At 71.6% G+C, this 24,940-nt stretch carries 28 protein-coding genes; 8 read left to right on the top strand and 20 right to left on the bottom strand.

The genetic code is table 11. The features are described 5' to 3' along the window. The first annotated feature begins 77 nt into the window (after nucleotides 1-77). Nucleotides 78-566, top strand: a complete 489-nt coding sequence (locus IEZ20_RS27560; RefSeq protein ID WP_189303550.1) for a DUF3180 domain-containing protein — start codon at nucleotides 78-80, stop codon at nucleotides 564-566. A gap of 52 nt (nucleotides 567-618) precedes the next feature. Here IEZ20_RS27560 and folE read toward each other — a convergent pair whose 3' ends face one another. The 6 genes from folE to dacB all read right to left on the bottom strand — a co-directional run bounded on the left by folE (nucleotide 619) and on the right by dacB (nucleotide 8,447). Next, complete coding sequence (gene folE, locus IEZ20_RS27555) at nucleotides 619-1,224, bottom strand: GTP cyclohydrolase I FolE (protein ID WP_189303548.1); 606 nt, start codon at nucleotides 1,222-1,224, stop codon at nucleotides 619-621. 151 nt (nucleotides 1,225-1,375) lie between these two features. Beyond that, a complete protein-coding gene (gene ftsH / locus IEZ20_RS27550) occupies nucleotides 1,376-3,415 on the bottom strand; it encodes an ATP-dependent zinc metalloprotease FtsH (RefSeq protein WP_189303546.1) in 2,040 nt (679 codons plus the stop codon). Nucleotides 3,416-3,610: 195 nt separating this feature from the next. After that, entirely contained in the window at nucleotides 3,611-4,171 is a 561-nt protein-coding gene (gene hpt / locus IEZ20_RS27545; RefSeq protein ID WP_030342680.1) for a hypoxanthine phosphoribosyltransferase, read from the bottom strand. Between the two features lie 113 nt (nucleotides 4,172-4,284). After that, the gene (gene tilS, locus IEZ20_RS27540; RefSeq protein ID WP_189303544.1) at nucleotides 4,285-5,340 is read right to left on the bottom strand and encodes a tRNA lysidine(34) synthetase TilS; all 1,056 of its coding nucleotides are present in this window, start codon (nucleotides 5,338-5,340) and stop codon (nucleotides 4,285-4,287) included. A 191-nt stretch (nucleotides 5,341-5,531) separates the two neighbouring features. After that, entirely contained in the window at nucleotides 5,532-6,665 is a 1,134-nt protein-coding gene (locus IEZ20_RS27535; RefSeq protein WP_189303542.1) for an Rv3626c family coenzyme F420 biosynthesis-associated protein, read from the bottom strand. A gap of 237 nt (nucleotides 6,666-6,902) precedes the next feature. Next, complete coding sequence (dacB, locus tag IEZ20_RS27530; protein ID WP_189303540.1) at nucleotides 6,903-8,447, bottom strand: D-alanyl-D-alanine carboxypeptidase/D-alanyl-D-alanine endopeptidase; 1,545 nt, start codon at nucleotides 8,445-8,447, stop codon at nucleotides 6,903-6,905. Between the two features lie 124 nt (nucleotides 8,448-8,571). Here dacB and IEZ20_RS27525 point away from each other — a divergent pair, with 124 nt between their 5' ends. Continuing rightward, complete coding sequence (locus IEZ20_RS27525) at nucleotides 8,572-9,063, top strand: inorganic diphosphatase (protein WP_189303680.1); 492 nt, start codon at nucleotides 8,572-8,574, stop codon at nucleotides 9,061-9,063. Nucleotides 9,064-9,179: 116 nt separating this feature from the next. After that, nucleotides 9,180-10,832 carry a threonine/serine exporter family protein gene (locus IEZ20_RS27520; protein ID WP_189303537.1) on the top strand — a complete coding sequence of 551 codons (1,653 nt, stop codon included), beginning with the start codon at nucleotides 9,180-9,182 and terminating at the stop codon, nucleotides 10,830-10,832. Between the two features lie 24 nt (nucleotides 10,833-10,856). On the opposite strand, the gene IEZ20_RS27515 is transcribed toward IEZ20_RS27520, so the two are convergent. Then, nucleotides 10,857-11,852, bottom strand: coding sequence for a DedA family protein (locus IEZ20_RS27515; protein ID WP_373303978.1), 996 nt, complete (start codon nucleotides 11,850-11,852; stop codon nucleotides 10,857-10,859). Nucleotides 11,853-12,014: 162 nt separating this feature from the next. Next, on the bottom strand, nucleotides 12,015-12,776 hold the full coding sequence (locus IEZ20_RS27510; protein WP_189303533.1) for a MerR family transcriptional regulator: 762 nt from the start codon (nucleotides 12,774-12,776) through the stop codon (nucleotides 12,015-12,017). A 112-nt stretch (nucleotides 12,777-12,888) separates the two neighbouring features. On the opposite strand from IEZ20_RS27510, the gene IEZ20_RS27505 reads away from it, so the two are divergent. Beyond that, on the top strand, nucleotides 12,889-14,172 hold the full coding sequence (locus tag IEZ20_RS27505) for an ion channel protein (protein WP_189303531.1): 1,284 nt from the start codon (nucleotides 12,889-12,891) through the stop codon (nucleotides 14,170-14,172). Between the two features lie 155 nt (nucleotides 14,173-14,327). Further along, complete coding sequence (gene gad, locus IEZ20_RS27500; RefSeq protein ID WP_189303529.1) at nucleotides 14,328-15,734, top strand: glutamate decarboxylase; 1,407 nt, start codon at nucleotides 14,328-14,330, stop codon at nucleotides 15,732-15,734. A gap of 14 nt (nucleotides 15,735-15,748) precedes the next feature. Here gad and IEZ20_RS27495 read toward each other — a convergent pair whose 3' ends face one another. The 4 genes from IEZ20_RS27495 to IEZ20_RS27480 form a co-directional block, all read right to left on the bottom strand. After that, complete coding sequence (locus IEZ20_RS27495; protein WP_189303526.1) at nucleotides 15,749-16,366, bottom strand: PadR family transcriptional regulator; 618 nt, start codon at nucleotides 16,364-16,366, stop codon at nucleotides 15,749-15,751. A gap of 24 nt (nucleotides 16,367-16,390) precedes the next feature. Next, entirely contained in the window at nucleotides 16,391-16,930 is a 540-nt protein-coding gene (locus IEZ20_RS27490; protein ID WP_189303524.1) for a DinB family protein, read from the bottom strand. Between the two features lie 217 nt (nucleotides 16,931-17,147). Next, the gene (locus tag IEZ20_RS27485; protein ID WP_189303522.1) at nucleotides 17,148-18,608 is read right to left on the bottom strand and encodes an aldehyde dehydrogenase family protein; all 1,461 of its coding nucleotides are present in this window, start codon (nucleotides 18,606-18,608) and stop codon (nucleotides 17,148-17,150) included. An 87-nt stretch (nucleotides 18,609-18,695) separates the two neighbouring features. Further along, entirely contained in the window at nucleotides 18,696-19,532 is an 837-nt protein-coding gene (locus tag IEZ20_RS27480; RefSeq protein ID WP_506004961.1) for a Sco1979 family transcriptional regulator, read from the bottom strand. Nucleotides 19,533-19,885: 353 nt separating this feature from the next. On the opposite strand from IEZ20_RS27480, the gene IEZ20_RS27475 reads away from it, so the two are divergent. Then, nucleotides 19,886-20,362, top strand: a complete 477-nt coding sequence (locus IEZ20_RS27475; protein WP_189303520.1) for an ATP-binding protein — start codon at nucleotides 19,886-19,888, stop codon at nucleotides 20,360-20,362. Between the two features lie 124 nt (nucleotides 20,363-20,486). Here IEZ20_RS27475 and IEZ20_RS27470 read toward each other — a convergent pair whose 3' ends face one another. The 8 genes from IEZ20_RS27470 to rpmG all read right to left on the bottom strand — a co-directional run bounded on the left by IEZ20_RS27470 (nucleotide 20,487) and on the right by rpmG (nucleotide 24,074). After that, a complete protein-coding gene (locus tag IEZ20_RS27470; protein WP_189303518.1) occupies nucleotides 20,487-20,756 on the bottom strand; it encodes a DUF397 domain-containing protein in 270 nt (89 codons plus the stop codon). 146 nt (nucleotides 20,757-20,902) lie between these two features. Continuing rightward, on the bottom strand, nucleotides 20,903-21,472 hold the full coding sequence (locus tag IEZ20_RS27465; RefSeq protein WP_229896287.1) for an SRPBCC family protein: 570 nt from the start codon (nucleotides 21,470-21,472) through the stop codon (nucleotides 20,903-20,905). Continuing rightward, nucleotides 21,469-21,816 (bottom strand): metalloregulator ArsR/SmtB family transcription factor, encoded by a 348-nt coding sequence (locus IEZ20_RS27460; protein ID WP_189303517.1) that lies wholly within the window; start codon nucleotides 21,814-21,816, stop codon nucleotides 21,469-21,471. The genes IEZ20_RS27465 and IEZ20_RS27460 overlap by 4 nt, the downstream gene beginning before the upstream one ends. A 7-nt stretch (nucleotides 21,817-21,823) precedes the next feature. Beyond that, nucleotides 21,824-22,198 carry a VOC family protein gene (locus IEZ20_RS27455; RefSeq protein WP_189303515.1) on the bottom strand — a complete coding sequence of 125 codons (375 nt, stop codon included), beginning with the start codon at nucleotides 22,196-22,198 and terminating at the stop codon, nucleotides 21,824-21,826. Between the two features lie 67 nt (nucleotides 22,199-22,265). Next, on the bottom strand, nucleotides 22,266-22,499 hold the full coding sequence (gene rpsR / locus IEZ20_RS27450; RefSeq protein WP_189303513.1) for a 30S ribosomal protein S18: 234 nt from the start codon (nucleotides 22,497-22,499) through the stop codon (nucleotides 22,266-22,268). After that, nucleotides 22,499-23,641: a CobW family GTP-binding protein gene (locus IEZ20_RS27445; RefSeq protein WP_189303511.1), complete on the bottom strand. Its 1,143-nt coding sequence runs from the start codon at nucleotides 23,639-23,641 to the stop codon at nucleotides 22,499-22,501. The genes rpsR and IEZ20_RS27445 overlap by 1 nt, the downstream gene beginning before the upstream one ends. After that, entirely contained in the window at nucleotides 23,638-23,901 is a 264-nt protein-coding gene (locus IEZ20_RS27440) for a type B 50S ribosomal protein L31 (RefSeq protein WP_189303509.1), read from the bottom strand. Before IEZ20_RS27440 ends, IEZ20_RS27445 begins: the two co-directional genes overlap by 4 nt. An 8-nt stretch (nucleotides 23,902-23,909) precedes the next feature. Next, a complete protein-coding gene (rpmG, locus tag IEZ20_RS27435; RefSeq protein ID WP_189303507.1) occupies nucleotides 23,910-24,074 on the bottom strand; it encodes a 50S ribosomal protein L33 in 165 nt (54 codons plus the stop codon). A gap of 61 nt (nucleotides 24,075-24,135) precedes the next feature. On the opposite strand from rpmG, the gene rpmB reads away from it, so the two are divergent. Together rpmB and rpsN are read left to right on the top strand one after the other, a co-directional pair. Continuing rightward, a complete protein-coding gene (gene rpmB, locus IEZ20_RS27430; RefSeq protein WP_189303505.1) occupies nucleotides 24,136-24,372 on the top strand; it encodes a 50S ribosomal protein L28 in 237 nt (78 codons plus the stop codon). After that, nucleotides 24,372-24,677, top strand: coding sequence for a 30S ribosomal protein S14 (gene rpsN / locus IEZ20_RS27425; RefSeq protein WP_189303502.1), 306 nt, complete (start codon nucleotides 24,372-24,374; stop codon nucleotides 24,675-24,677). Before rpmB ends, rpsN begins: the two co-directional genes overlap by 1 nt. Nucleotides 24,678-24,940: the final 263 nt, after the last annotated feature.

Genomic DNA, 24,940 nt, shown 5'->3' with positions numbered 1-24,940 from the left:
AGACGGTCAGCACGTCGAGACGGCCACGACCAAGACGACCACCGTCCGGGACGGTCCGGGGGAACTGAAGGGACACCGTGAGAGAGCTGCGCATCAGGGTGCTGGCCGGCGTGTTCGTCGTGGCCGGCATCCTGTCCTGGGCGGGCGCCCGCCTCTGGAACTCGATCGGGACCCTCCCCAGCGTCCCCGTGGCCGCCCCCATCGTCCTCGCGCTGATCGGGGTGGTCCTGCTCTCCACGGCGCTCTCGCTGCGCGCCCGTCTGAAGGCCCAGCGCGAGCGCCGGCCCGGCGCCAAGGGCGTCGACCCGCTGATGGCCGCCCGGGCGGTCGTCTTCGGTCAGGCCAGCGCCCTGGTGGCCGCCCTCGTCGCCGGGATGTACGGCGGCACGGGCGTCTTCCTGCTGGAGCAGCTGGACATCCCGGCCCGCCGCGACCAGGCGATCTACGCCGGCTTCTCGGTGCTGGCCGGCATCGGTGTGATAGCTGCCGCCATGTTCCTGGAGCGGGTCTGCAAGCTCCCGGAGGACGACGACCAGAACCACCCGGGAGCAGAGCCGGTGGCCTGACCACCGACCCCGCCCGACAGCGCGCGAAGCGTGTGCGGCGCCGTCAGGGCCGTCAGCGCGCCATGATGAGGCTCATCGCCTCGTTCCGCGTCGCCGCGTCCCGCAGCTGACCGCGCACGGCCGAGGTTATGGTCTTCGCGCCCGGCTTGCGGATGCCGCGCATGGACATGCACATGTGCTCGCACTCGACCACGACGATGACACCGCGCGGCTCCAGGATCTGCATCAGGGAGTCCGCGATCTGCGTGGTCATCCGTTCCTGCACCTGCGGCCGGCGGGCGTAGACGTCCACCAGGCGGGCCAGCTTGGACAGGCCGGTGATCTTGCCGGTCTCGGACGGGATGTAGCCGACGTGGGCCACGCCCCGGAACGGCACCAGGTGGTGCTCACACGTCGAGTACACCTCGATGTCCTTCACGAGGACCATCTCGTCGTGCCCCAGGTCGAAGGTCGTCGTCAGGACGTCCTCCGGCTTCTGCCACAGGCCGGCGAAGATCTCCTTGTAGGCCCGCGCGACCCGGGCCGGGGTCTCCCGCAGCCCCTCGCGATCCGGGTCCTCACCGACGGCGATCAGCAGCTCACGCACGGCGTTCTCGGCGCGCTTCTCGTCGAACTCGCCGATGCGGCCCTCGCCGTCCAGCGTCACCGGGTCGGTCATCTGGTCCCTCGTTCCTGTGCCATGCACGCGCGTCTTCCTCGCGTTCCGTCTGCGGACATGCGAAATGCCGCGCCCTCCAGGCTAGAACCTGAGGGGCACGGCATTCATTCCGGCCCTGCTGGCCGGAACCGGACTGCTCGCGGGCGGCCGGTCAGCTCTCCGGGCGGTCCTCCGGGGTCTGCTCCGTCACCGGGGCGGACTCCGCCGCCGTCGACTTGACCGTGCTGATCGCCGCCGTCGCGCCGTTCGCACCGTTGGTCAGTGCCAGCTCCTTCGGGGAGAGCACCGGCGGGCGGGTGGACGGGGTGCGGCGGGAGGAGCCGGTCCAGGCGGGCCGCGGCGGGCGCTTGACGATCGGGGCGAAGATCTCGGCGATCTCCTCCTTGCCCAGCGTCTCCTTCTCCAGCAGCTGCAGGACGAGGTTGTCGAGCACGTCGCGGTTCTCGACCAGGATCTCCCAGGCCTCGTTGTGCGCCGTCTCGATCAGCTTCTTGACCTCCTCGTCCACCAGCGCGGCGACCTCCTCGGAGTAGTCGCGCTGGTGAGCCATCTCACGGCCGAGGAAGGGCTCGCTGTTGTCGCCGCCGAACTTGATCGCGCCGAGACGCTCGGTCATGCCGTACTGGGTGACCATCGCGCGGGCCAGGTTGGTGGCCTTCTCGATGTCGTTCGCGGCGCCCGTGGTCGGGTCGTGGAAGACCAGTTCCTCGGCCGCCCGGCCGCCCAGCATGTAGGCGAGCTGGTCGAGCATCTCGTTGCGGGTGGTCGAGTACTTGTCCTCGTCCGGCAGGACCATCGTGTAGCCGAGGGCGCGGCCGCGGGACAGGATCGTGATCTTGTGGACCGGGTCGGAGTTGGGCGAGGCCGCCGCGACCAGGGCGTGACCGCCCTCGTGGTACGCGGTGATCTTCTTCTCCTTGTCCGACATGATCCGGGTCCGCTTCTGCGGGCCCGCGACCACACGGTCGATCGCCTCGTCCAGCGCCTTGTTGTCGATCAGCTTCTGGTCACCGCGGGCGGTGAGCAGGGCGGCCTCGTTCAGCACGTTGGCGAGGTCGGCACCGGTCATGCCCGGGGTGCGGCGCGCGACGGCGGACAGGTCGACGTCGGGCGCGACCGGCTTGCCCTTCTGGTGGACCTTGAGGATCTCCATGCGGCCCTGAAGGTCCGGCGGGTCGACCGCGATCTGCCGGTCGAAGCGGCCGGGGCGCAGCAGCGCCGGGTCGAGGATGTCCGGGCGGTTCGTGGCGGCGATCAGGATGACGCCGCCCTTGACGTCGAAGCCGTCCATCTCGACCAGCAGCTGGTTCAGGGTCTGCTCGCGCTCGTCGTGACCGCCGCCGAGGCCGGCGCCGCGGTGGCGGCCGACCGCGTCGATCTCGTCGACGAAGACGATCGCCGGAGCGTTCGCCTTGGCCTGCTCGAACAGGTCACGGACCCGGGAGGCACCGACACCGACGAACATCTCCACGAAGTCCGAGCCGGAGATCGAGTAGAACGGGACGCCCGCCTCGCCGGCGACGGCGCGCGCGAGCAGGGTCTTGCCGGTACCCGGGCGGCCGTAGAGGAGCACGCCCTTGGGGATCTTGGCGCCGACGGCCTGGAACTTGGCCGGCTCCTGCAGGAACTCCTTGATCTCCTGGAGTTCCTCGACCGCCTCGTCACAGCCGGCGACGTCGGAGAAGGTGGTCTTCGGGGTGTCCTTGGTGATGAGCTTCGCCTTGGACTTGCCGAAGTTCATGACCCGGGAGCCGCCGCCCTGCATCTGGTTCATCAGGAACAGGAAGACGACCACGATCAGGACGAAGGGCAGCAGGGAGAGCAGGACGCCGACGAACGGGTTCTGCTTGGACGGCGAGACCGTGTAGCCGTCCGTGATCTGCTTTTCCTGGTACTTGGTCTGCAGCGTCCCGGCCAGCTGCACGCCCTGGTCGCCGATGTAGCTCGCCTGGATCTTGGAGCTGCCCTCGACCTTGTAGCCGTCCTTGAGCGTGACCTTGATGCTCTGCTCGTCACCGGTGGTGAGCTTGGCCGACTCGACCTTGTTGTCGTTGATCGCCGCCACGACCTGGCCGGTGTCCACCGTCTTGTAGCCGCCGGACGAGCCGACGACCTGCATCAACACGACCACGGCAAGGACGGCCAGCACGATCCACATGACCGGCCCACGGAAGTATCGCTTCACGTCCATCCATACGGAGCGGTGCCGCCCCGTCCCTCCTGCCATAGTGAGTTTGATAAGACAGTTCTTCTGACGGTACCCCAGCATTGTTGCCCGAAGCCGCACGGAGTCGTTTCGGCGGCTGGGGATCCCGTCTCTGCATGCTCCAACGGCCCGGGAGCCGCTGGGGTTCCCGATCATCCCGGCGCGCTTGCGCCGAGTGGCTCAGCCGCCGTAGACGTGAGGCGCGAGCGTACCGACGAACGGCAGGTTGCGGTACTTCTCGGCGTAGTCGAGGCCGTAGCCGACGACGAACTCGTTCGGGATGTCGAAGCCGACCCACTCGACGTCGATGGCGACCTTGGCGGCGTCCGGCTTGCGCAGCAGCGTGCACACCTTCAGGGAGGCGGGCTCGCGCGAACCGAGGTTGTTGATCAGCCAGGACAGGGTCAGACCGGAGTCGATGATGTCCTCGACGATCAGGACGTGCCGGCCCTTGATGTCGGTGTCGAGGTCCTTGAGGATGCGGACGACCCCGGAGGACTGGGTGCCCGCGCCGTAGGAGGACACGGCCATCCAGTCCATGGTGACGGGGGTGGACAGCGCCCGGGCGAGGTCCGCCATGACCATCACCGCACCCTTGAGCACACCGACGATCAGCAGGTCCTTGCCCGCGTACTCCGCGTCGATCTTCGCGGCCAGCTCGGCCAGCTTCGCGTCGATCTCTTCCTTGGTGATGAGCACCTGCTGGAGGTCGGCACCCATGTCTTTCGCGTCCACCCGCATCACTTTCGGTCGTCCCGCACTTACGGCCGCGAGCGCGGCCACCGGCTCCGGCCGCACGCACGGCCTCCGGCCGCCCGGCCCGCCGGGAGCGTCGCTCCGGGGAGGGTCGGGATTCAGCCTTGCCGAATCACCAGTCTGCCACCCTGCCGCTGGGCGACGACCCGGCCCGGCAGATTGATGGCTCCCTGGCCGCGCCAGCCGGTGATCAGACGGTCGATCTCCTCGATGTGGCGGGCGAACAGCGCGCCGGCCGGAGCACCGGCCTCGATGGCGGCGCGGCGCAGGATCCGGCGGCGGACGGCGGGCGGGAGGGCGTACAGCTTGGCGCACTCCAGCAGGCCGGCGGCGTCCCGCACCGAGGCCTCGGCCTGGCGGGCCCAGGCGTCGAGGGCGTCGGCGTCGTCGCGGGAGAGCTGGGCGGTGCGGGCGAGTGCCTCCACGACTCCCTTGCCGAGGGCCTTCTCCAGGGCGGGCAGGCCCTCGTGCCGGAGGCGGGAGCGGGTGTAGGCGGGGTCGGCGTTGTGCGGGTCGTCCCAGACGGGCAGCGACTGGACCATGCAGGCCTTGCGGGCGGTCTGCCGGTCGAGCTGCAGGAAGGGCCGCCGGTAACGGCCGTCGGCCCCCGAGACCGCGGCCATGCCGGACAGGGAGCGGATGCCGGAGCCGCGGGCGAGCCCCAGCAGGACGGTTTCGGCCTGGTCGTCGCGGGTGTGACCGAGCAGGATCGCGGCGGCGCCGTGGCGTTCGGCCGCGGCGTCCAGGGCGGCGTAGCGGGCGTCGCGGGCGGCGGCCTCGGGGCCTCCCTCACGGCCGACGGTGACGGCGACGGACTCGACCGGGTCGAGCCCGAGCCCGCGCAGTCGCAGGGCGACCTCGTCGGCGCGGAGGTCGGAGCCGGGCTGGAGGCCGTGGTCGACGGTGATCCCGCCGGCCCGGATGCCGAGTTTGGGGGCCTCGAAGGCGAGGGCGGAGGCGAGGGCCATGGAGTCGGCGCCACCGGAGCACGCGACGAGGACGAGCGGGGAGGGGGGCCGCTCGGGCGTCCGGTCCGGGTGCGCGCCGACGAGCTGCGGGCCCGGGCGCACGCGGGAGGTCTGGTCGTTGAGGATGTCGTGGAGGACGCGGCGGACCGCCAGGCGTATCGCCGCGACCGCAGGATGGGGACCCATGTCCGGTTCCCTTCATGAAGTTTTCGGGGGGTGAGCCCGAGACGGTCACTCAGAGTGTGTCGATGGTGACAGAAGCGGGCCGTTCCCCGAGCATCGCACGCCTACGCATGGCTCACGGTCCCTCGGACGGGTGATTGGAGGGGCGTTCGCCTGCCGTCGGCCGGATTCCTTTCACGACCTCCCCGGGCCGTTCACGACTCGGTCTTGCGGTGCACCCGCGCGACCCAGTCCGCCGGTTTGGCGATCTCCGCCTTGGTGGGCAGGGTGTTGGGCGAGGTCCACACGCGGTTGAAGCCGTCGACGCCGACCTGGTCGACCACGGCCCGCACGAAGCGTTCACCGTCCCGGTACTGCTTCAGCTTGGCATCCAGGCCGAGCAGCTTGCGCAGGGCGACGTCGAGCCGGGAGGCGCCCTTCGCGCGGCGCTGCTGGAACTTCTCGCGGATCTCCGCGACGGTCGGTACGACGCTCGGTCCGACGCCGTCCATGACGTAGTCGGCGTGGCCCTCCAGCAGGGACATCACGGCCGTCAGGCGGGCGAGGATCTCGCGCTGGGCGGGGGTCTGCACCAGTTCCACGAGGGAGCGTCCGCCGTCCTCCTCCTCGCCCTCGGGGCGGCCGCCGGCGAGGGACTGGGCGGCGTCCCGGATGCGTTCCAGGAAGGTCATCGGGTCGACGTCGGTCTCCGCCAAGAACGACTGGATTTCGCCCTCCAGGTGGTCCCGCAGCCAGGGCACGGCGGTGAACTGCGTGCGGTGGGTCTCCTCGTGCAGGCACACCCACAGGCGGAAGTCGTGCGGCTCGACGTCGAGTTCGCGCTCCACGTGGACGATGTTGGGCGCGACGAGCAGCAGCCGGCCGCCGCCGTTCTCGCCGGCCGGGAGGTCGCGGGTGGCGGGGGCGAAGGTCTCGTACTGGCCGAGGACGCGGGAGGACAGGAACGACAGGAGCATGCCGAGTTCCACGCCGGTGACCTTGCCGCCGACGGCGCCGAGGACGGCGCTGCCCGGGCTGTTGCCGCGCCGTTCCTGCATCTTCTCCAGGAGCGGCCGGAGGATCTCCCGGAACCCGGCGACGTTGGCCCGGGCCCAGCCGGGGCGGTCGACGACGAGGACGGGGGTGTCGTGGGTGTCCTCGGTGCCCAGACGAGTGAAGCCCCGGACGTGTCCCTCCGAGGCCTTCGCGTGCCGGCGCAGCTCCGCGACGACGGCCCTGGCCTCGTCGCGGCTGACGTCGGGACCGGGGCGTACGAGCCGTGTCGCGGTTGCCACCGCGAGGTTCCAGTCGACCATCCCGGGAGATGCGGTGCCGCCGAAGCCAGTCATGCTGTCAACCGTACGTGAGCGCCACCGGTTGGGGCAGCCGTCGGGGGCCGGCAGGGCCGGGGGGCGCTCACCGAACGGCCCGGTACCGCGGGCCGCTCCCACCCGTCCGGCCCTGCGGAACGCCTGCCCACGATGACCGGCCCGGGAGGTACGGCGGTACGGCGGTACGGCGGTGCGTTCGTGCGGTCCGCCCGCGCCGGGCACGTCGTACGGCCTGCTACGGCCTGCCCGCGCCGGTCAGCCCGTCAGTGCCGTCGCCGCCTTGTCCAGGGCCGACTGGGCCTCCGTGGCGTTCGGGGTGTTCGAGGCGAGGAAGGCGAAGGCCAGAAGGCGGCCGGTCCGGTCCACGACCGTGCCGGCGAGGGTGTTCACACCGGTCAGGGTGCCGGTCTTGGCCCGGACGAGGCCGGACGCCCCGTCGGTGTAGCGGGTGCTGAGGGTGCCGGTGAAGCCGGCCACGGGCAGGCCGGTGAGGACGGGGCGCAGGCCGGGGCGGTGCGGGTCGCCCGCCTTGACCAGGAGCGCGGTGAGGAGGTCGGCCGTGAGCCGGTCGTCCCGGTCGAGGCCGCTGCCGTCGTGGAAGGCGGCGCCCGCCATCGGCAGGCCGAGCCCGCGCAGCTGCGTGGCGATGGCCTCGGCGCCGCCGTCGAAGCTCGCCGGCTGCCCGCTCGCCAGGGCCGTGTGGCGGGCCAGGGCCTCCGCGATGTCGTTGTCGCTGTTGGTCAGCATCCGCTCGACCAGGGCGGACAGCGGGGGCGAGGAGACGCTCGCGAGGGTCTGCGCGCGCGTGCTGGCCTTGGACGGGCCGGGGTGGGTGGTGGTGATGCCGGCGTCCTTCAGGAAGCCCGCGAACCTGGCCGCCGCGTCCGCCGCCGGGTCGGCCACGCGGGGCACCGGACCGCCGGCGGAGTCGTCGGTGCGGCCCTCGTCGGCGGTCAGGGCGCTCACCGGGGCGAGGTTGTCGTTGACGCCGATGGGGTGCAGGGCGGGGCCGGTGAAGAGGGTGGTGTCGTAGGACAGGGTGATCCGGTGGATGCCGCGCTTGTCCAGCGTCTTCGCGGTGTCCGCGGCCAGCGTCCGCAGGCTCGCCCAGCCGTCGGCGCGGGGATGCGCGGTCAGGGTGGGGTCGCCCCCGCCGACCAGGACGAGTTCCCGGGTGTCGGGTTCGAGGGCGGCGCGGGTGGTGAGGCGGTGGTCGGGGCCGAGCGCGGACAGGGCGGCGACCGCGGTGGCGATCTTGGTGGTGGAGGCGGGGGTGAGGGCGCGGCCGGCGTCGGCGTCGTACAGCCGTTCGCCGGTCTGGACGTCGACGACGGCCGCCGCGTGGGCGTCGCCGAGCGCCGGGGTGTCGAGGAGGGGCCCGAGGGCGTCCGAGAGGGCCTGTCCCCGCGGGGGCGCCTTCTTGGTGCCCACGGCGCCCGTGGTGCCGCCGAGGCCGGTCAGGACGGGTCCGGCGCTCGGTGCGGGCCGGGGCGCCCCCGCGGCCGTACCGGAGCGGCCGTGATCTGCGCCACCTGCTCGCTCCAGAGCGGCGGCCCGGTCCCGCTCGGCCGTACGCTGACCGTTGGCGTCCCAGGGACCGGCCACGGTCACCACGCCGGCGGCCAGCGCCAGGCCGGCGGTGGCGGCGCCCGCGGTGTACTGCCAGGTCCTGACGGTCCGCGGACGGGGGAGGTGCACAGGCCTGACACGCACGGCCCTCGTCAGCCGCGCGATGCGCGGACCGGCGGCCGTCACGGCGCTCGCCAGACGCGGTCGTACGGCGTTCGCGATCCGCTCCATCTGCGGTCTCGCGGCTCGCCAAGGCCCCAGCTCTGGCACGACCACCAGCCCCTTTCGCGATCACACACCTGCGTGAGGGACACTTAACCACCAGAACTATGTGCTGATCATGGAGGAGCCACCGGTGGAGTTCGACGTCACGATCGAGATCCCGAAGGGTTCGCGGAACAAGTACGAGGTGGACCACGAGACCGGTCGGATCCGCCTGGACCGTCGTCTCTTCACCTCGACCGCCTACCCGACCGACTACGGCTTCGTCGAGAACACCCTCGGCGAGGACGGCGACCCGCTGGACGCGCTGGTCATCCTGGACGAGCCGACCTTCCCGGGCTGCCTCATCCGCTGCCGCGCGATCGGCATGTTCCGCATGACCGACGAGGCGGGCGGCGACGACAAGCTGCTGTGCGTCCCGGCCACCGACCCGCGTGTGGAGCACCTGCGCGACATCCACCACGTGTCGGAGTTCGACCGCCTGGAGATCCAGCACTTCTTCGAGGTGTACAAGGACCTGGAGCCCGGCAAGTCGGTCGAGGGTGCCAACTGGGTGGGCCGCACGGACGCCGAGGCGGAGATCGAGCGGTCGTACAAGCGCTTCGAGGAGCAGGGCGGTCACTGACCGGCCGGTTTGTCTTCCGCGGGCCGCGGCACCCTGCGTGGGGTGGCGCGGCCCGTTTGCGTACCCATGCGCATACTGAGGCCTACGGAAGGTGTCGTTCAGGGAAGCGGTGCGAAGTGACGGAGGCGGAGGACCGCAAACCCCGGTCCGACGAGGCGCGGTACGACCCGGAGATCACATCCGAGTTCGCCGTTCCGCAGGGTCTCGACGTCCCCAGGGGCGGTGAGTCGGAGACGACCTCCGAGTTCGCGGTGCCGGAGGGGCTCGAGGCGCCGCAGCCGCCGGGGGCCGAGCCGGAGGGGTCGGCGTTCAGCCCGCCGCGCACCTACAGCGCGAAGGACGCGCCGACCGCGTTCACGCCGGCCACCGGGGTGCCGCTGGTCAGCCTGGTCAAGGACGCGCCGTGGCAGGACCGGATGCGCACGATGCTGCGCATGCCGGTGACCGAGCGGCCGGCGCCGGAGCCGGTGCAGCGCGAGGAGGAGGGCGGCCCGGCCGTCCCGCGCGTGCTGGACCTGACCCTGCGCATCGGGGAGCTGCTGCTGGCCGGCGGCGAGGGCGCGGAGGACGTGGAGGCCGCGATGTTCGCGGTGTGCCGGTCCTACGGCCTGGACCGCTGCGAGCCGAACGTCACCTTCACGCTGCTGTCGATCTCGCACCAGCCGTCCCTGGTGGAGGACCCGGTGACGGCGTCGCGGACGGTACGGCGGCGGGGCACCGACTACACGCGGCTGGCGGCCGTCTTCCGGCTGGTGGACGACCTGACCGACCCGGAGACCCATGTCTCCCTGGAGGAGGCCTACCGGCGCCTCGCGGAGATCCGCCGCAACCGGCACCCGTACCCCGGCTGGGCGCTGACCCTGGCGAGCGGGCTGCTCGCGGGTGCGGCCTCCGTGCTGGTCGGCGGTGACCTGATCGTCTTCGTGGCGGCCGCGGTGGGCGCGATGCTCGGCGACCGGCTGGCGTGGCTGTGCGCGGGGCGCGGGCTGCCGGAGTTCTACCAGTTCACGGTGGCCGCGATGCCGCCCGCAGCGATCGGGGTGGCGTTCGCGCTGGCCGACGTCGACGTGAAGGCGTCCGCCGTCGTCACCGGTGGGCTGTTCGCGCTGCTGCCCGGGCGGGCGCTGGTGGCCGGGGTGCAGGACGGGCTGACGGGCTTCTACATCACCGCCTCCGCGCGCCTGCTGGAGGTCATGTACTTCTTCGTCGGCATCGTCACCGGCGTCCTGATCGTCCTGTACTTCGGCGTCAAGATCGGCGGCAAGCTGAACCCGGACGCGGCGCTCATCGTCAACGACCGGCCGGTGGTGCAGATCGCCGCGTCGATGCTGCTGTCGTTGACGTTCGCGGTGCTGCTCCAGCAGGAACGGTCCACCGTGCTCTGGGTGACCCTCAACGGGGGCGTGGCGTGGACGGTGTACGGCGCGATGCGCTACGTCGCCGACATCTCGCCGGTGGCGTCCACGGCCGTGGCGGCGGGGCTGGTGGGCCTCTTCGGGCAGCTGCTGTCGCGGTACCGGTTCGCGTCGGCGCTGCCCTACACGACGGCGGCGATCGGACCGCTGCTGCCCGGGTCGGCGACGTACTTCGGGCTGCTGAGCATGGCGCAGAACCAGGTGGACAAGGGCCTGGTGTCCCTGGCGAACGCGGCGTCGCTGGCCCTGGCCATCGCGATCGGGGTCAACCTGGGCTCGGAGGTCTTCCGCCTGTTCCTGCGGGTCGGCTCCGCCGGGAAGCGCAGGGCGGCGAAGCGGACACGCGGGTTCTGAGCAGCCGGGCCCCTGTACCGGGCCCTACGGGGCGCGGTAGTCGCCCTGGTCGTAGTCGTACGGGTACGGGTTCTGGTTCTGGTCGTACTGCTGGTGGGCCTGGTGCTGGTGTTGCTGCTGGTGGGGCTGGTGCTGGTGCTGCTGGTGGGGCTGCTGCTGGTCGTAGTACTGGTTGTCGTAGCCGCCCTCGTTCCAGTACTGCTGCTGGTGGTGCGGGTACTGCTGCTGCTCCTGCGGGTACTGCTGCTGGTCGTACTGCGCCGGGTACGGCTGCTCCGGCTCGATGCGCCGCAGGCGGGTCGTGGCGTCGTCCATGACCGGGAGCTGCTGGTGGGCGGGCTGCTGGTACTGGGGCTGCTGCGGGGGCTCGGGCCGGGTCTGCGGCCGGTTCTGCGCGGCCTTCTTCTCCTTGCCTCGGGCCCGCAGGAACTCGATCGCGATCGGGATCACCGAGACGAGGACGATCAGGATGAGGATCGCCTCGATGTTCTTCTTGACGAAGCCGATGTTGCCGAGCCAGGAGCCGAGCAGCGTGACGCCCGCGCCCCACAGGACGCCACCGATGACGTTGAAGACCAGGAACGAGCGGTACTTCATGCCGCTGACGCCCGCGATGATCGGCGTGAACGTGCGCACGATCGGCACGAAGCGGGCCAGGACCAGGGACTTGGGGCCGTACTTCTCGAAGAACTCGTGCGCTTTGGTGACGTTCTCCTGCTTGAACAGGCGGGAGTCGGGGCGGTTGAACAGGGACGGGCCGACCTTCCTGCCGAACATGTAGCCCGCCTGGTCGCCGAGGACCGCGGCGAGGCAGATCAGGGCGATCGCGGCCCACAGGGGGAAGTCCAGGTCGCCCGAGGTGATCAGCAGGCCGCAGGTGAACAGCAGCGAGTCACCCGGCAGGAAGAAGCCGATGAGCAGGCCGGACTCGGCGAAGACGATGAGCAGCAGACCCCAGATGCTGTACGTGTCGAGCAGATAGTTGGGATCCAGCCAGCTCGGGCCGAGGGCGAGTGTCATCACGGGTCCGGGCTCCTGAGGGTGAAGGCGGCTACGGCGACTGAACGTCGATGGGGGGCGCCGTACAAAACTATCAACGTGACGGGGCCGCCCCGGGTTCCACCGCGGTACCGCCCGGCGCCCGGGGCCCGGGACGGGGCTCCGGGCCAGGACGTCAGGGCGTCAGGACGTCCGCCGGTCCGCGTTGGCGAGGATCGCGTCGCGCAGGTGTTCGGCGAGGCCGGGGTGCAGGGAGTCGTAGAACGCCTTGAAGCGCTCGTCGGAGACGTACATCTCCCCGAAGCACCGGTGCATCTCGTACGGCACCTCGAAGTACCACCGGCTGATGTACCGCCGGTGCTCCTCGGCCAGGTCCATGGCCGCCTCGCCGGCCGGCTGCTCGCCGGCGGCGACCAGGGCGGCGTACCGCTGGTTCCAGTCGTCGACCTCGGCCTGGATGCGCATCCAGTCCTCCTTGCCGTAGGCCGCCGCGCGGCGCTGCGACTCGGCGTACGCCTCGGTGCCGCCCCAGCGCTGCTCGACCTCCTCGGCGTACTGCTCGGGGTCCTTGTCCCCGAACACCTCGAACCGCTCCTCCGGCGTCAGGTTGATGCCCATCGTGCGTGCCTCCAAGGCGTGCTCCACGGCCGCGGCCATCCTCTGCAGCTTCTCGATCCGGTCGGTCAGCAGACGGTGCTGGCGGCGCAGGTGGGTGCGCGGGTCGGCGTCCGGATCGTCGAGCAGGACCGCGACCTCGTCGAGCGGGAAGCCGAGCTCCCGGTAGAACAGGATCTGCTGGAGCCGGTCGAGGTCGGCGTCGCCGTAGCGCCGGTGGCCGGCGTACGTCCGCTCGCTCGGGACGAGCAGCCCGATCTCGTCGTAGTGGTGCAGGGTGCGCACCGTGACTCCGGCGAACCCCGCGACCTGTCCCACGGAGTAGCTCACTTTCCGCTCCTTGTCGTCGGTACGCCTCCACGCTGAGGCCTCACGTCACGTGAGGTGCAAGCCGGATCCGGTTCGGGATGTTGCATCCGTTTCGTCCGCTTATGGTGAGCGCGTGGTCCAGGAGACGACGCAGGCACCCCCGAGCGCTCCGGCCGCCCCGGCACGGGCTCTGCTGCCGTTCATCCTGCCCGCCGTCGTCGTGGGCGTGGCCGCGAGCCTGGTCTTCGTCGGGGTGAGCACGGCGGCGGAGCGGCTCCAGCGGGTGCTGTGGGGTCCGCTGCCGGACGCGCTCGGGGTGGGCCGGTACTCCGTGCTGTGGATGTCCGTCGTGCTCACGGCCACCGGTGTCGCCGTGGGGCTGGTGGTCTGGAAGGTGCCCGGACACGCCGGACCCGACCCCGCCACCCTCGGGCTGGACGCCCGGGTCCTGCCGCCGGCCGTGCTGCCGGGCCTGGTGCTGGCCGTCGGGCTGATGCTGGCCGGCGGCCCGAGCCTCGGCCCGGAGAACCCGGTCATCGCCGTGAACGTGGGCCTCGCGGCCTGGCTCGGCGCGCGCCTCCTGCCCCGGACGCCGGGCACCCTGTGGCCGGTGCTGGCGGAGGCGGCGACGATCGGCGCGCTGTTCGGCACGCCGGTGGCGGCGGCGCTGGTCATCTCCGAGGCGCTGGCGGGACGGCCCATGCGGGGCCGGCTGTGGGACAACCTGTTCGCCCCGCTGACGGCCGGCGCGTGCGGGGCCATGACGACCGCCCTGGTGGCCCGTCCGACGCTCGACCTGGGCCTGCCGCCCATGGGCCGCCCGCGCGCGGTGGACGTGCTGGCCGCGCTCGTGATCGCCTCGGCGGCCGCGGTGCTCGGCCTGTGCGCCGTGTACGCCTTCCCCCACCTCCACGCGGCCTTCCGGCGGCTGCGGCACCCGATGCTGATGCTTCCGGCCGGAGGGCTGGTCCTGGCGGCCCTGGCCGCCCTGGGCGGCCGGCTGACGCTGTTCAAGGGGCTCTCCGAGGTCGGGGAGCTGGCCCGTGACCCGCAGGGCTGGTCGGCGGGGCAGTTCGCGACGATGGCGGTGGTGAAGCTGGCCGCGCTGCTCGTCGCCGCGTCCTGCGGGTTCCGGGGCGGCCGGATCTTCCCCGCCGTCTTCGTCGGCACCGCCCTGGGCCTCGCCGCCCACGCGCTCGTCCCGGCCGTGCACCCCTCGCTGGGCGTGGCCACGGCCGTCCTCGGCATGCTCCTGGCGATCACCCGGCAGGGCTGGGTGAGCCTGTTCACCGCCGCCGTGCTGGTCGCCTCCCCGGCGATCACCGCCCTGCTGTGCATCGCCTCGCTGCCCGCCTGGCTGCTGGTGACGGGCCGCCCGGAGATGCAGCTGCGCGCGGACGGCACCCCGGTCCGCTGAACCCCCGGAAGGCTCGTCCCGTGGCCCTGCACCACCGTCCGCCGAACCCCTGCACACCACATCCCGCGGCCCCGCACCACGGTCCGCCGAACCCCTGCACACCACATCCCGCGGCCCCGCACCACGGTCCGCCGAACCCCTGAAAGGCACATCCCATGGCCCTGCACCAAGGTCCCGAGCGGGACGAGACGCGGACGGTGTCGGTCAACCCGTTCTTCGGGGAGGCCGATCCCGTCGGCGGCATGACCGAGGCCCCTCCCACCCACCGGCTCCCGGACGCCCCGCTGCCCCCGGCCACGGCGTACCAGCTGGTGCACGACGAGCTGATGCTGGACGGCAACTCCCGGCTGAACCTGGCCACCTTCGTCACCACCTGGATGGAGCCGCAGGCCGGGGTGCTGATGGCGGAGTGCCGGGACAAGAACATGATCGACAAGGACGAGTACCCGCGCACGGCCGAGCTGGAGCGGCGCTGCGTGGCGATGCTCGCCGACCTGTGGAACGCCCCGGACCCGTCGGCCGCGGTGGGCTGCTCCACCACCGGGTCGAGCGAGGCGTGCATGCTCGCCGGGATGGCCCTGAAGCGGCGCTGGGCGAAGCGGAACACCGACCGGTACCCGGGGGCGCGGCCCAACCTGGTGATGGGCATCAACGTCCAGGTCTGCTGGGAGAAGTTCTGCGCCTTCTGGGAGGTGGAGGCCCGGCTGGTCCCCATGGAGGGCGAGCGGTTCCACATCGACCCGCAGGCCGCCGTGGAGCTGTGCGACGAGAACACCATCGGGGTCGTCGGCATCCTCGGCTCGACGTTCGACGGCTCCTACGAGCCGGTCGCCGAGCTGTGCGCCGCTCTGGACGCCCTCCAGGAGCGCACCGGCCTCGACATCCCGGTGCACGTGGACGGGGCGTCCGGCGGGATGGTGGCGCCGTTCCTGGACGAGGACCTGGTGTGGGACTTCCGGCTGCCGCGCGTGGCGTCGATCAACTGCTCCGGCCACAAGTACGGGCTGGTCTACCCGGGCGTCGGCTGGGCGCTGTGGCGGAACCAGGAGGCGCTGCCGGAGGAGCTGGTCTTCCGGGTGAACTACCTGGGCGGCGACATGCCGACCTTCGCGCTGAACTTCTCCCGGCCCGGCGCCCAGGTGGTGGCGCAGTACTACACGTTCCTGCGGCTCGGCCGCGAGGGCTACCGGGCGGTGCAGCGGTCGACCCGGGAGGTGGCGACCTCGCTCGCCTCCCGGCTCGCGGCGCTCGGCGACTTCCGGCTGCTCACCCGCGGCGACCAGCTCCCGGTGTTCGCGCTGACCACGGCCGACGACGTCACGTCGTACGACGTCTTCGACCTCTCCCGGCGGCTGCGCGAGGGCGGCTGGCTGGTGCCCGCCTACACCTTCCCGGCGCACCGCGAGGACCTGTCCGTGCTGCGGATCGTGTGCCGCAACGGCTTCTCCCACGACCTGGCCGACCTGTTCCTGGACGACCTGGCCCGGCTGCTGCCCGAGCTGCGCCGGCAGCCGCACCCGCTGACCCGGGACAAGGGCGCGGCGACCGGGTTCCACCACTAGGGGTTTCGTTTGGATCAGCCCGGGTCCGGCTGGCGCCCCGCGTCCTCGGCGAGGAGGCCGGCGAACGGTTCGCCCTCGTCGGCGAAGGTGTAGGCGCCGTTCTCGATGCGTTCGACGAGTCCGCGGGTCCACTCGGCCTCGGAGTCGGCCGTGTGGACCCACATGTTCATGATCTCGCCGATGTGGCCCAGCTGTTCGGGACCCCCCTCGGGGATGTAGTGCTCGGTGACCGAGGACCGCCACGCGGCGATCCGCCGGGTCCGCTCCTTCAGCAGGGCCACCGCCTCGGCTCTCGGCAGGTCCACCATGAAGCCGACGGCGGCCGTCTTCACGTCGCCCCGCTGGTCGTAGGTGACCAGCGCGTCCCGCAGCAGGGCGAAGTACTCCGCGGTGCCCCTGTCGGTGAGTTCGTACTCGGTGCGCGGCGGCCCGCCCGCCGTGGACGGCGCGATCTCGTGCGCGTGCAGCAGTCCCTGCTTCGCCATCTGCTTCAGGGCGTGGTAGATCGAGCCCGGCTTGGCGTGGGACCACTCGTGCGCGCCCCAGTACTCCAGGTCGCCCCGGACCTGGTAGCCGTGGGCCCGTCCGTGCTGACGGACCGCGCCCAGCACGAGGAGACGGATCGCTGACATGCCGTCCAGGTTAGGGCCGTACGGCTATCGGCCCTGCTCCAGTGCCACCAGTTCGAACGCGGTCCTTCCGTCCAGGGACTCGCGGATGATGTCGGCGTGGCCGGCGTGCCGGGCGAACTCGCGGATCAGGTGCAGGCACAGCCAGCGCAGCGAGACGCGGCCCTCCGGCGGGAACCACGGGTCGGGCGGCAGCGGGAAGGTGTCGTCCAGGCTGGGCGCGGAGCGGATGAACTTCTCCGTCTCGGCGGCCACCCCCTCCCAGTACGCCAGCTGCGCGGCGACCGTCTCGTCCCCGACCAGCCGGAAGGTCTCGTGCCAGTTCGACTCGTCGCGCACCACCGCCGGCGGCTCCTGCTTCGCCCGGGCGAGCCAGCCCTGCTCGACCTCGGCGACGTGCTTGAGCAGTCCGCCCAGGGACAGCTCGCTGGCGCTGGGGCGGGTACGGGCCTGTTCCTCGGTCAGCCCGAGCAGCGCCCGGCGGATCCCGCCGCGCTGTTCCTCGACGAACGCGAGCAGCGCCCCGCGCTCGTCGCCCGTCGCCTCCGCCGGAACGTGCGTGACCATGTCGTGCCGCCTTTCGTCGGACCGGGTCGCCGGGGGCCGTTTCCCCGACACAGAAGACGCTACGGGCCATTGAGGACAGCTCCTGTCCTCAATGGCCCGGGAGCCCGAAGAAAACCGGCCGGCAGGGGAAGCCTCCGGGTGGCTGGAACGGCGAGCCGCTGCGGTCGCTGGAAGGGCGAGCCGCTGCGGTGACTAGTAAGGGAAGCCGCTGCGGTGGCTAGAACGGGAAGCCGCTGCGGCCGTGCTGCACGGAGATCCACTTGACGGTGGTGAACGCCTCCAGCGTCGTCTCGCCGTTGAGGCGGCCGAGACCGGAGTGCTTCTCGCCGCCGAAGGGCACGATCGGCTCGTCGTGGACCGTGCCGTCGTTCACGTGGAACATGCCGGTGTCGATCCGCTTGGCGAAGGCCACGCCCCGCTCGATGTCGCCCGTGTGGACGGCGCCGCTGAGGCCGTACGGGGTGTCGTTGACGATCCGGACCGCCTCCTCCTCCCCGTCGAACGGGACGAGGAAGACGACCGGTCCGAAGACCTCCTGCTGGAGCAGCGCGGAGCCCGCGGGGACGCCGGTGAGCACGGTCGGCTCGACCAGGTTGTTGGTCGTACTGCCGCGCACCAGGGCGGTGGCGCCCTCGGCGAGGGCCTGCTCGACGGTGCCGGAGATCGCGTTCGCCTGGGCCGAGTTGATCACCGGGCCGATCACGGTCTCCGGGTCGCGCGGGTCGCCCACCTTGAGGGTCTTCACCTTGGCGACGAACCTCTCGGTGAACTCGTCGGCGACGGAGGCGTCCACGAGGACCCGGTTGGCGGCCATGCAGACCTGGCCCTGGTGCACGAACCGGCTGAAGACGGCCGCGTCCACCGCGTAGTCGAGGTCGGCGTCGTCCAGCACCACCAGCGCGCTGTTGCCGCCCAGTTCCAGGACCGCGCGCTTGAAGTGCCGGGCGCAGACGGTGGCGACGTGCCGGCCGACCTTGTCGGAGCCGGTGAAGGAGATGACCTTCGGGACCGGGTGCTCGATGAAGGCGTCACCTATCTCGGCGATGTCGGTGACGACGACGTTGAGCAGGCCGCCGGGCAGCCCGGCCTCCTCGAAGATCTTCGCGAGCAGGGTGCCGCCGGCGATCGGGGTGTTCTGGTGCGGCTTGAGCACCACGGCGTTGCCGAGCGCCAGGGCCGGCGCGACCGACTTCAGGGAGAGCAGGAAGGGGAAGTTGAAGGGGCTGATCACGCCCACCACGCCGACCGGCACCCGGTAGACGCGGTTCTCCTTGCCCTCGGTCGGGGAGGGCAGGATCCTGCCCTCGGGGCGCAGCGCCAGATGGATCGACTCGCGCAGGAACTCCTTGGCGAGGTGCAGCTCGAAACCGGCCTTCACACGGGTGCCGCCCAGCTCCGCGATGATCAGGTCGGCTATCTCCTGCTCGCGGTCCTCGATCAGCCTGAGGGCCCGCTCGAAGACCGCGCGCCGGGTGTAGGGGTTGGTCTCGGCCCACTTCCGCTGGGCGCGGGCGGCGGCCCGGTAGGCCTGGTCCACCTCGTCGACCGTGGCCACCGTGATGGAGGCCAGCTTCTCGTCGTCGTAGGGGTTGAAGTCGATGACGTCCCAGGACCCGGTGCCCGGGCGCCACTCGCCGTCGATGTACTGCTGGGCCAGGTCGGTGAAGTAGGACGACATGTGATCCCTCAATCGCTAGCGGACACCAGATCCGTGCATGCCTGAGCGGACGTCATCCTACTTGCAAGTAAAGGGAGTTGGGGCGGGTCAGGACATGTGCAGCAGGCCGCGCAGCAGGTCCCGGCTCTCGTCGGGCCCGGGGCTGTCCTGCTGCAGTTCCTTCAGGGCCTGCTCGTACTGGGCGACGTCCTCGCGTTTGTCCAGGTAGAGGGCGCTGGTCAGCTGCTCCAGGTAGACCACGTCGGACAGGTCGGACTCGGGGAAGCTGAGGATGGTGAAGGCACCGCTCTCGCCGGAGTGGCCGCCGAAGCTGAACGGCATGACCTGGAGGCGCACGTTGGGCCGCTCGGAGATGTCGATCAGGTGCTGGAGCTGGCCGCGCATCACCTCGCGGTCGCCGTAGGGGCGGCGCAGGGCGGCCTCGTCCAGGACGATGTGGAACTCGGGGGCGTTGCCGGAGAGCAGGTACTTCTGCCGCTCCAGGCGCAGGGCGACCCGGCGTTCGACGTCGGCGACGCTCGCGCCCTTCATGCCCCGCCGGACCACCGCGCGGGCGTACTCCTCGGTCTGGAGCAGGCCGTGCACGAACTGCACCTCGTAGGCACGGATCAGCGCGGCGGCGCCCTCCAGGCCCACGTAGGTGGGGAACCAGCTGGGCAGGACGTCGGTGTAACTGTGCCACCAGCCCGCCACGTTGGCCTCCCGGGCGAGGGAGAGCAGCGACTCGCGCTCCGCCTCGTCGGTGATGCCGTAGAGGGTGAGCAGGTCTTCCACGTCCCTGGTCTTGAAGCTCACCCGGCCCAGCTCCATCCGGCTGATCTTCGACTCGGAGGCGCGGATCGAGTATCCCGCCTTCTCGCGCGTGATCCCCCGTGCTTCACGCAGTCGCCTGAGTTGCGAGCCGAGCAGCATCCGCCGCACCACCGATCCGGGCTCTCCCGCGCTCACGTTCGCCAGCCTCCCCAACCGTCTTCAGGGGCCGAAGTCTGCCACTAAAACACTCCGAGCAGTACTCGCACGGTTACGGAAACGGAAAGAGCCCGGCCGTTTCTGCCGGGTCCCGACCGGTGAGAGGTCCGGACCTCTGGCGGATCCGGCGGGAAGATGGCAGAAAAAATGGCCAAGAAGCGGTACGGGCAGTGCCATTTCGGTCGCGTGCACGTGCATCTGCCCTTGCATCTGCTCTGCGCATCCGAAACCATGGTGCCGCGCCACCGCTGCATCGCAACGACCGCGAATTCCCGGGAGTGCCTCGCATGGGGACGAATGGATCGACCATGCTCAAGCCGTTACGGCAGGGCCTTCCGCCGCTGGATCCCGCGGCCGTGTCCGATGCCGCCTCCTGCGCCCTGCCGGCCCGCTTCGAGGCGGTGCGCGAAGCCCGGCGCTTCACCCGGAACACCCTGGAACAGTGGGACGTCGGCGACCACTTCGACGACATCTGCCTCGTGGTCTCCGAACTCGTCACCAACGCCCTGCGGCACGCGGTGCCTTCCGCCCCCTGCCGTGGCGAGGCGCACCAGTCGAGCGTGCGGCTGCACCTGATGCGCTGGAGCGAGCGGCTGGTGTGCGCGGTGCGCGACCCGAGCCACGAGACCCCGGTCCCACGCGACTCGGACGACTTCTCCGCCGAGTCGGGCCGCGGGCTGTTCCTGGTGGAGTCCTTCGCGGACAGCTGGGGCTGGCACCCGCTCGCGGGCGCGCTCGACGGCAAGGTGGTCTGGGCGCTGTTCCGGCTCCGGCCGGCCGTCTGATCCGGTACGGCACCGGTGGACGCGCGATGTCTACGCGCGTCCACTCTTCACGTGCACCTACCTGTGCGGACAACCGTACGCGCGACATCGTTGCCAGGGGCACCGCGCGGACGAGGTGCCCGCGTCAGCTCGCTATCAGGTGGTCGAACTCGCCGTCCTTGACGCCGAGGAGCATCGCCTCGATCTCCGCGCGCGTGTAGACGAGCGCCGGCCCGTCCGGGAAGCGCGAGTTGCGCACGGCGACATCGCCGCCCGGCAGCCGCGCGAACTCCACACAGGAGCCCTGCGAGTTGCTGTGTCTGCTCTTCTGCCAGGCCACTCCGTTCAGCTGCGTGGCAGCCATGCCGTTGTACACGTCGTACCCCCCGTACACGCCGTCGACGTCGCGGTCCACAGGTCGCTCCCCGGTGGTGCACTGGCTGGTGAGGCCATAGATGCTCTGGTCAACTGACCCGGATCATAGCTCTGTTCACGTGCGGCTGCATGAGCAGATGCACGTGCACGAGGAGTGGTGCCGCGGTTACAGTCTTGACGTCCGCTTTACTGAACCTGTTCCAGCGCCTGCCCCAGAGCAGGCAGGACATGTCCTCTCCAGCCGCCGCACATGATCTTGCGCGCCGTCATCTGGGCCGGGTCGTCCGGATCGAACCCCTCGTGCACTAGGAAGAGACGCGTACCGCGCCCCTCGTGTTCCAGGGTCCAGGTGATGGTCCAGTCGGCGGGATTGGCCGGATCGGCGTCCGTCCAGCGGAGGGACAGCATCCGCTCGGCGTCGTAGGCCAGGACCTCCACTTCTACGACACCCGAGAAGCGGGTGCCCGGCCGCGGGACGGAGGTCATCCGGTACCGGTGGCCGACCCGGAGCCGGAACTCCTCGGCGCCGGGCATCTGCCAGCGGGCGAGCAGCTCGGGCTCGGTCAGGGCGCGCCAGACCTTGGCGGGCGGGTGCGGGAAGAACTGGTCGACGCGGATCGTGGTGAGATCGTCGGCGTCGGGTTCCGGGCGGGGCTCGGGTTCCGGGCGGGGCTCGGGTTCCGGGCGGGGTTCGGGCTGGGGGCGGGGTTCGGGCTGGGGGCGGGGTTCGGGTTCGGGTTCGGGCAGCGGGCTCATGACGGCTCATCGTCGGGCATGCGGTCGAGCAGGTCGCCGAGGCCCTTCAGCCGGTCGCGCCAGAACCGCTCGTACGGATGGAGCCAGTCCTGCACCTCGGCGAGGGGAGCCGCCTCCAGGCGGTAGATGCGCCGGCGCCCGGAGCGCCGCTCGGAGACGAGGCCGGCCTCCCGAAGCACCCTGAGGTGCTCCGAGAGGCTCGGGCGGCGCATGTCGAAGTGGTCGGCCAGGGCCTGTACGGGCTGCGGCCCTCGCTCGCGCAGCAGCCGCAGCACCTCGCGGCGGGTGGCGTTGGCGAGCGCGGCGAAGACACGGTCCTCGGCGGCGGTACCCGTACCGTTCATGGAGCGGTCAGAAGCCTTCCTTCTCCGTCAGCAGCATCAGACCGTTGCCGTCGGGGTCCGCGAAGGAGGCCATCCGCCCCCAGGGCAGTTCGTCCGGGCCCTGCACGGTGGCGCCGGCCGCGGCGAGCCGGGCGCAGTCCGCGTCGACATCGGTCGTGACCAACATGATCCCCCGCGCCGAGCCGGGCTCGAAGCCGCCCATCCCCGGACCGGAGAGCGTGAAGACGGTCTGCGCTCCCTTCGGGGCCACCTGGAGCCAGCGCCCCTGGGGCATCCCCCGGTCGGCGGTGACCTCGAAACCGAGGACGTCGCGGTAGAAGCGCAGGGCGCGGTCCTGGTCGGAGACGGGGAGGGTGACGAAGGAGGCGTGCGTGATGGTCATGCGTACGACGATAGGTAGGCGTCTCCCTACCGGTCAAGCGTAGGAAAACGCCTACCCATGCGTGTGATCAGCGACCGGCGTACGGCAGCAGGGCGGTCTCCCGGGCGTTCTTCACGGCGCGGGCCAGCAGCCGCTGCTGCCGGGCGGTGACCCGGGTGACCCGGCGGCTGCGGATCTTGCCGCGGTCCGAGAGGAACTTCCGCAGCAGGTCGGTGTCCTTGTAGTCGATAGAGGTCACGCCCGCCTGGTCCAGGGGGTTGGGGCGGCTGCGGACCGGCACGCGGTCGCTCTTGCGGGACATCAGACCTCCAGCAGGGTGTCGAAGGCGGGCGGGAGCTTCCTCCAGGAGTCCCGCCCGGCGGCGTACTCGGCGTCGGTGAGCAGACAGGACTCCAGCAGGCGCGTGAGTCCGTCACGGTCGAGGGCGGGCGAGGTGAACACCAGGTGGGTGCGGCGGTCACCGTGCTCGGGGTGCCAGTCCACGGCGGCCGCGGCCCGGCGCACCGGCGGGACCGTCTCCCAGGCCGCGTCCGGCAGCGCGGCCAGCCAGGGCCCGGCGCTCTCCACGCACAGCGCGCCGCCGGCCGCGTCCCAGTGCAGCAGCGTGTCCGGCTTGTCCGCGAGCCAGAACCGGCCCCGGCTGCGCGCGGCGGCGCAGGTCAGGTCCTCCAGGGCCGCGTACAGCCGCTCCGGGTGGAAGGGCCGGCGGCGGCTCCAGACGAGGGTGGAGACGCCGTGGCCGTCGGCCTCCTGGGGCAGCCGCGCGCAGGCCGGGTGCTGGGCGGCCGCCGCGGCCTCCACGTCGAAGCCGGCCAGGGCGGCCCGCGCGAGCGGCTCCGGGGAGCGCGCGTCCGCGCCGATCGGGATCCGGCGGGCCGTCGGGTGGAGCTGGGCGAGCAGCTCGCGGTCCTCGTCGTCGGCCTCCGGGGAGTCGGCGACGGCGAGGACGGGGGCGTACTCCAGCTGCCGGGCGAAGGTGTCGGCGACCGTGCGCTGGTCGGTGGCGGCCGCGGCGAGCCCGGCCTCGGCGAGATCGTCGCCGTTGCCGAGACAGGGCAGCACCAGCGCCGGGTCGACGGCCGTGATCACGGAGGTGACGGTCAGCCCGCCGGACGCGATCACCTCGGCCATCGCCCTGGGCTCGACCGAGTCCCACAGCTCGACGATCGCCAGCCGGGTCGTGCCGGCGTCGGCGAGCCGGCGCAGCTCGGGCACCAGGTCCTCGCGCAGCGCACAGCACGCGCAGTCGTTGACCAGCGGCGTCTCCCCCGCCGACAGGAGTCCGTCACGGTCGCGGACCGTCCGTACGACCGTGCCGGCGGCGGCCGTCGCGAGGTCGTGGTGGAGTACGACGCTCCCGGGGACGTCGGCGAGCAGCCGGTCGACGGCCGCCGTGCGGGCCGCGGTGTGCAGCCCGGCCACGACGGCCACCGGCAGGCTCACGCCCCGCCCCGCTTGCCGTACCTGCGCTCGAAGCGCTCCACGCGCCCGGCGGTGTCCAGCACGCGTGCGGTACCGGTGTGGAAGGGGTGGCTGGCGTCGGAGATCTCCACGTCCACGACCGGGTAGGTGTGGCCGTCCTCCCACTCGACCGTCCTGCCGCCCGGCCGGCCGACGAGGGTCGAGCGGGTGAGGAAGGCGTGGTTCGCGGCACGGTCGCGGAAGACGACCGGCCCGTACTCGGGGTGGATTCCCTTGCGCATGGCGGGGGTCAGCGCTCCTCTCGGAAGTCGACGTGGCGGCCGGCGACCGGGTCGTACTTGCGCAGCGCCATGCGATCCGGGTCGTTGCGGCGGTTCTTGCGGGTGACGTAGGTGTAGCCGGTTCCGGCGGTCGACCGGAGCCTGATGACCGGGCGGAGTTCGTTGCGTGCCATGCTGCTACCTTACTGAAAATGAATTCCATTAGCACTAGCACGTGAGGAGAGCTACGTCACCGTGTCCGCGCACTGCATGCTCACCGGGGCCCGCCCCGGCTTCGGCAACCGGATCTCCCACTCCCACCGGCGCACCTCCCGCCGCTTCGACCCCAACCTCCAGACCAAGCGCTACTGGCTGCCCGGCGAGGGCCGGTACGTCCGGCTGCGCCTGAGCGCGAAAGCCGTGAGGACGGTGGACGCGATCGGCGTCGAGGCGGCCGTCGCCCGCATCCGCGCCCGGGGAGTGAGGGTCTGATGGCGAAGAAGAGCAAGATCGCGAAGAACGAGCGGCGCAAGGAGATCGTCGCCCGGTGCGCCCGGCGCCGCGCCGAGCTGAAGGAGATCGTCCGCCGCCTCTCCACCCCCGAGGCCGAACGGCTCGCCGCGTACCGCGAACTGCGCGCACAGCCACGGGACGCGAGCGCCACCCGCGTACGCAACCGCGACCAGCTCGACGGCCGTCCGCGCGGCTATCTGCGCGCCTTCGGGCTGTCCCGGGTGGGGCTGCGCGAACAGGCCCACCAGGGGCACCTGCCCGGGGTGCGGAAGGCGTCCTGGTGACCGCGCTCGGACAGCGCCGCTGAGTGAACCGGCCTGGGTGCGGGGCGAGTCCGGTCCGAATCCGGTGTGCCGGCCGGGGCGAGTCCGGTGTGCCGGCGGGGCGAGTCCGGGACACCGGCCGGTGCGAGGTCCGGTGCGCCGGCGGTGCGAGTCCGGGACGCCGGCCGGGCCGGCGGTCGGCGCACGGCGGAATCAATCCTGCTAGCTTGCGCTGCGGGCCGGTCGGCGAGGACGGCCGGCCGCTACCGCGGAGGGAGCTTTTC

The sequence above is a fragment of the Streptomyces cinerochromogenes genome (genome assembly GCF_014648635.1).
Taxonomy (GTDB): domain Bacteria; phylum Actinomycetota; class Actinomycetes; order Streptomycetales; family Streptomycetaceae; genus Streptomyces; species Streptomyces cinerochromogenes.
Note: the sequence above shows the minus strand (reverse complement) of the source record. Positions and strands in the feature narration are given on the sequence as shown.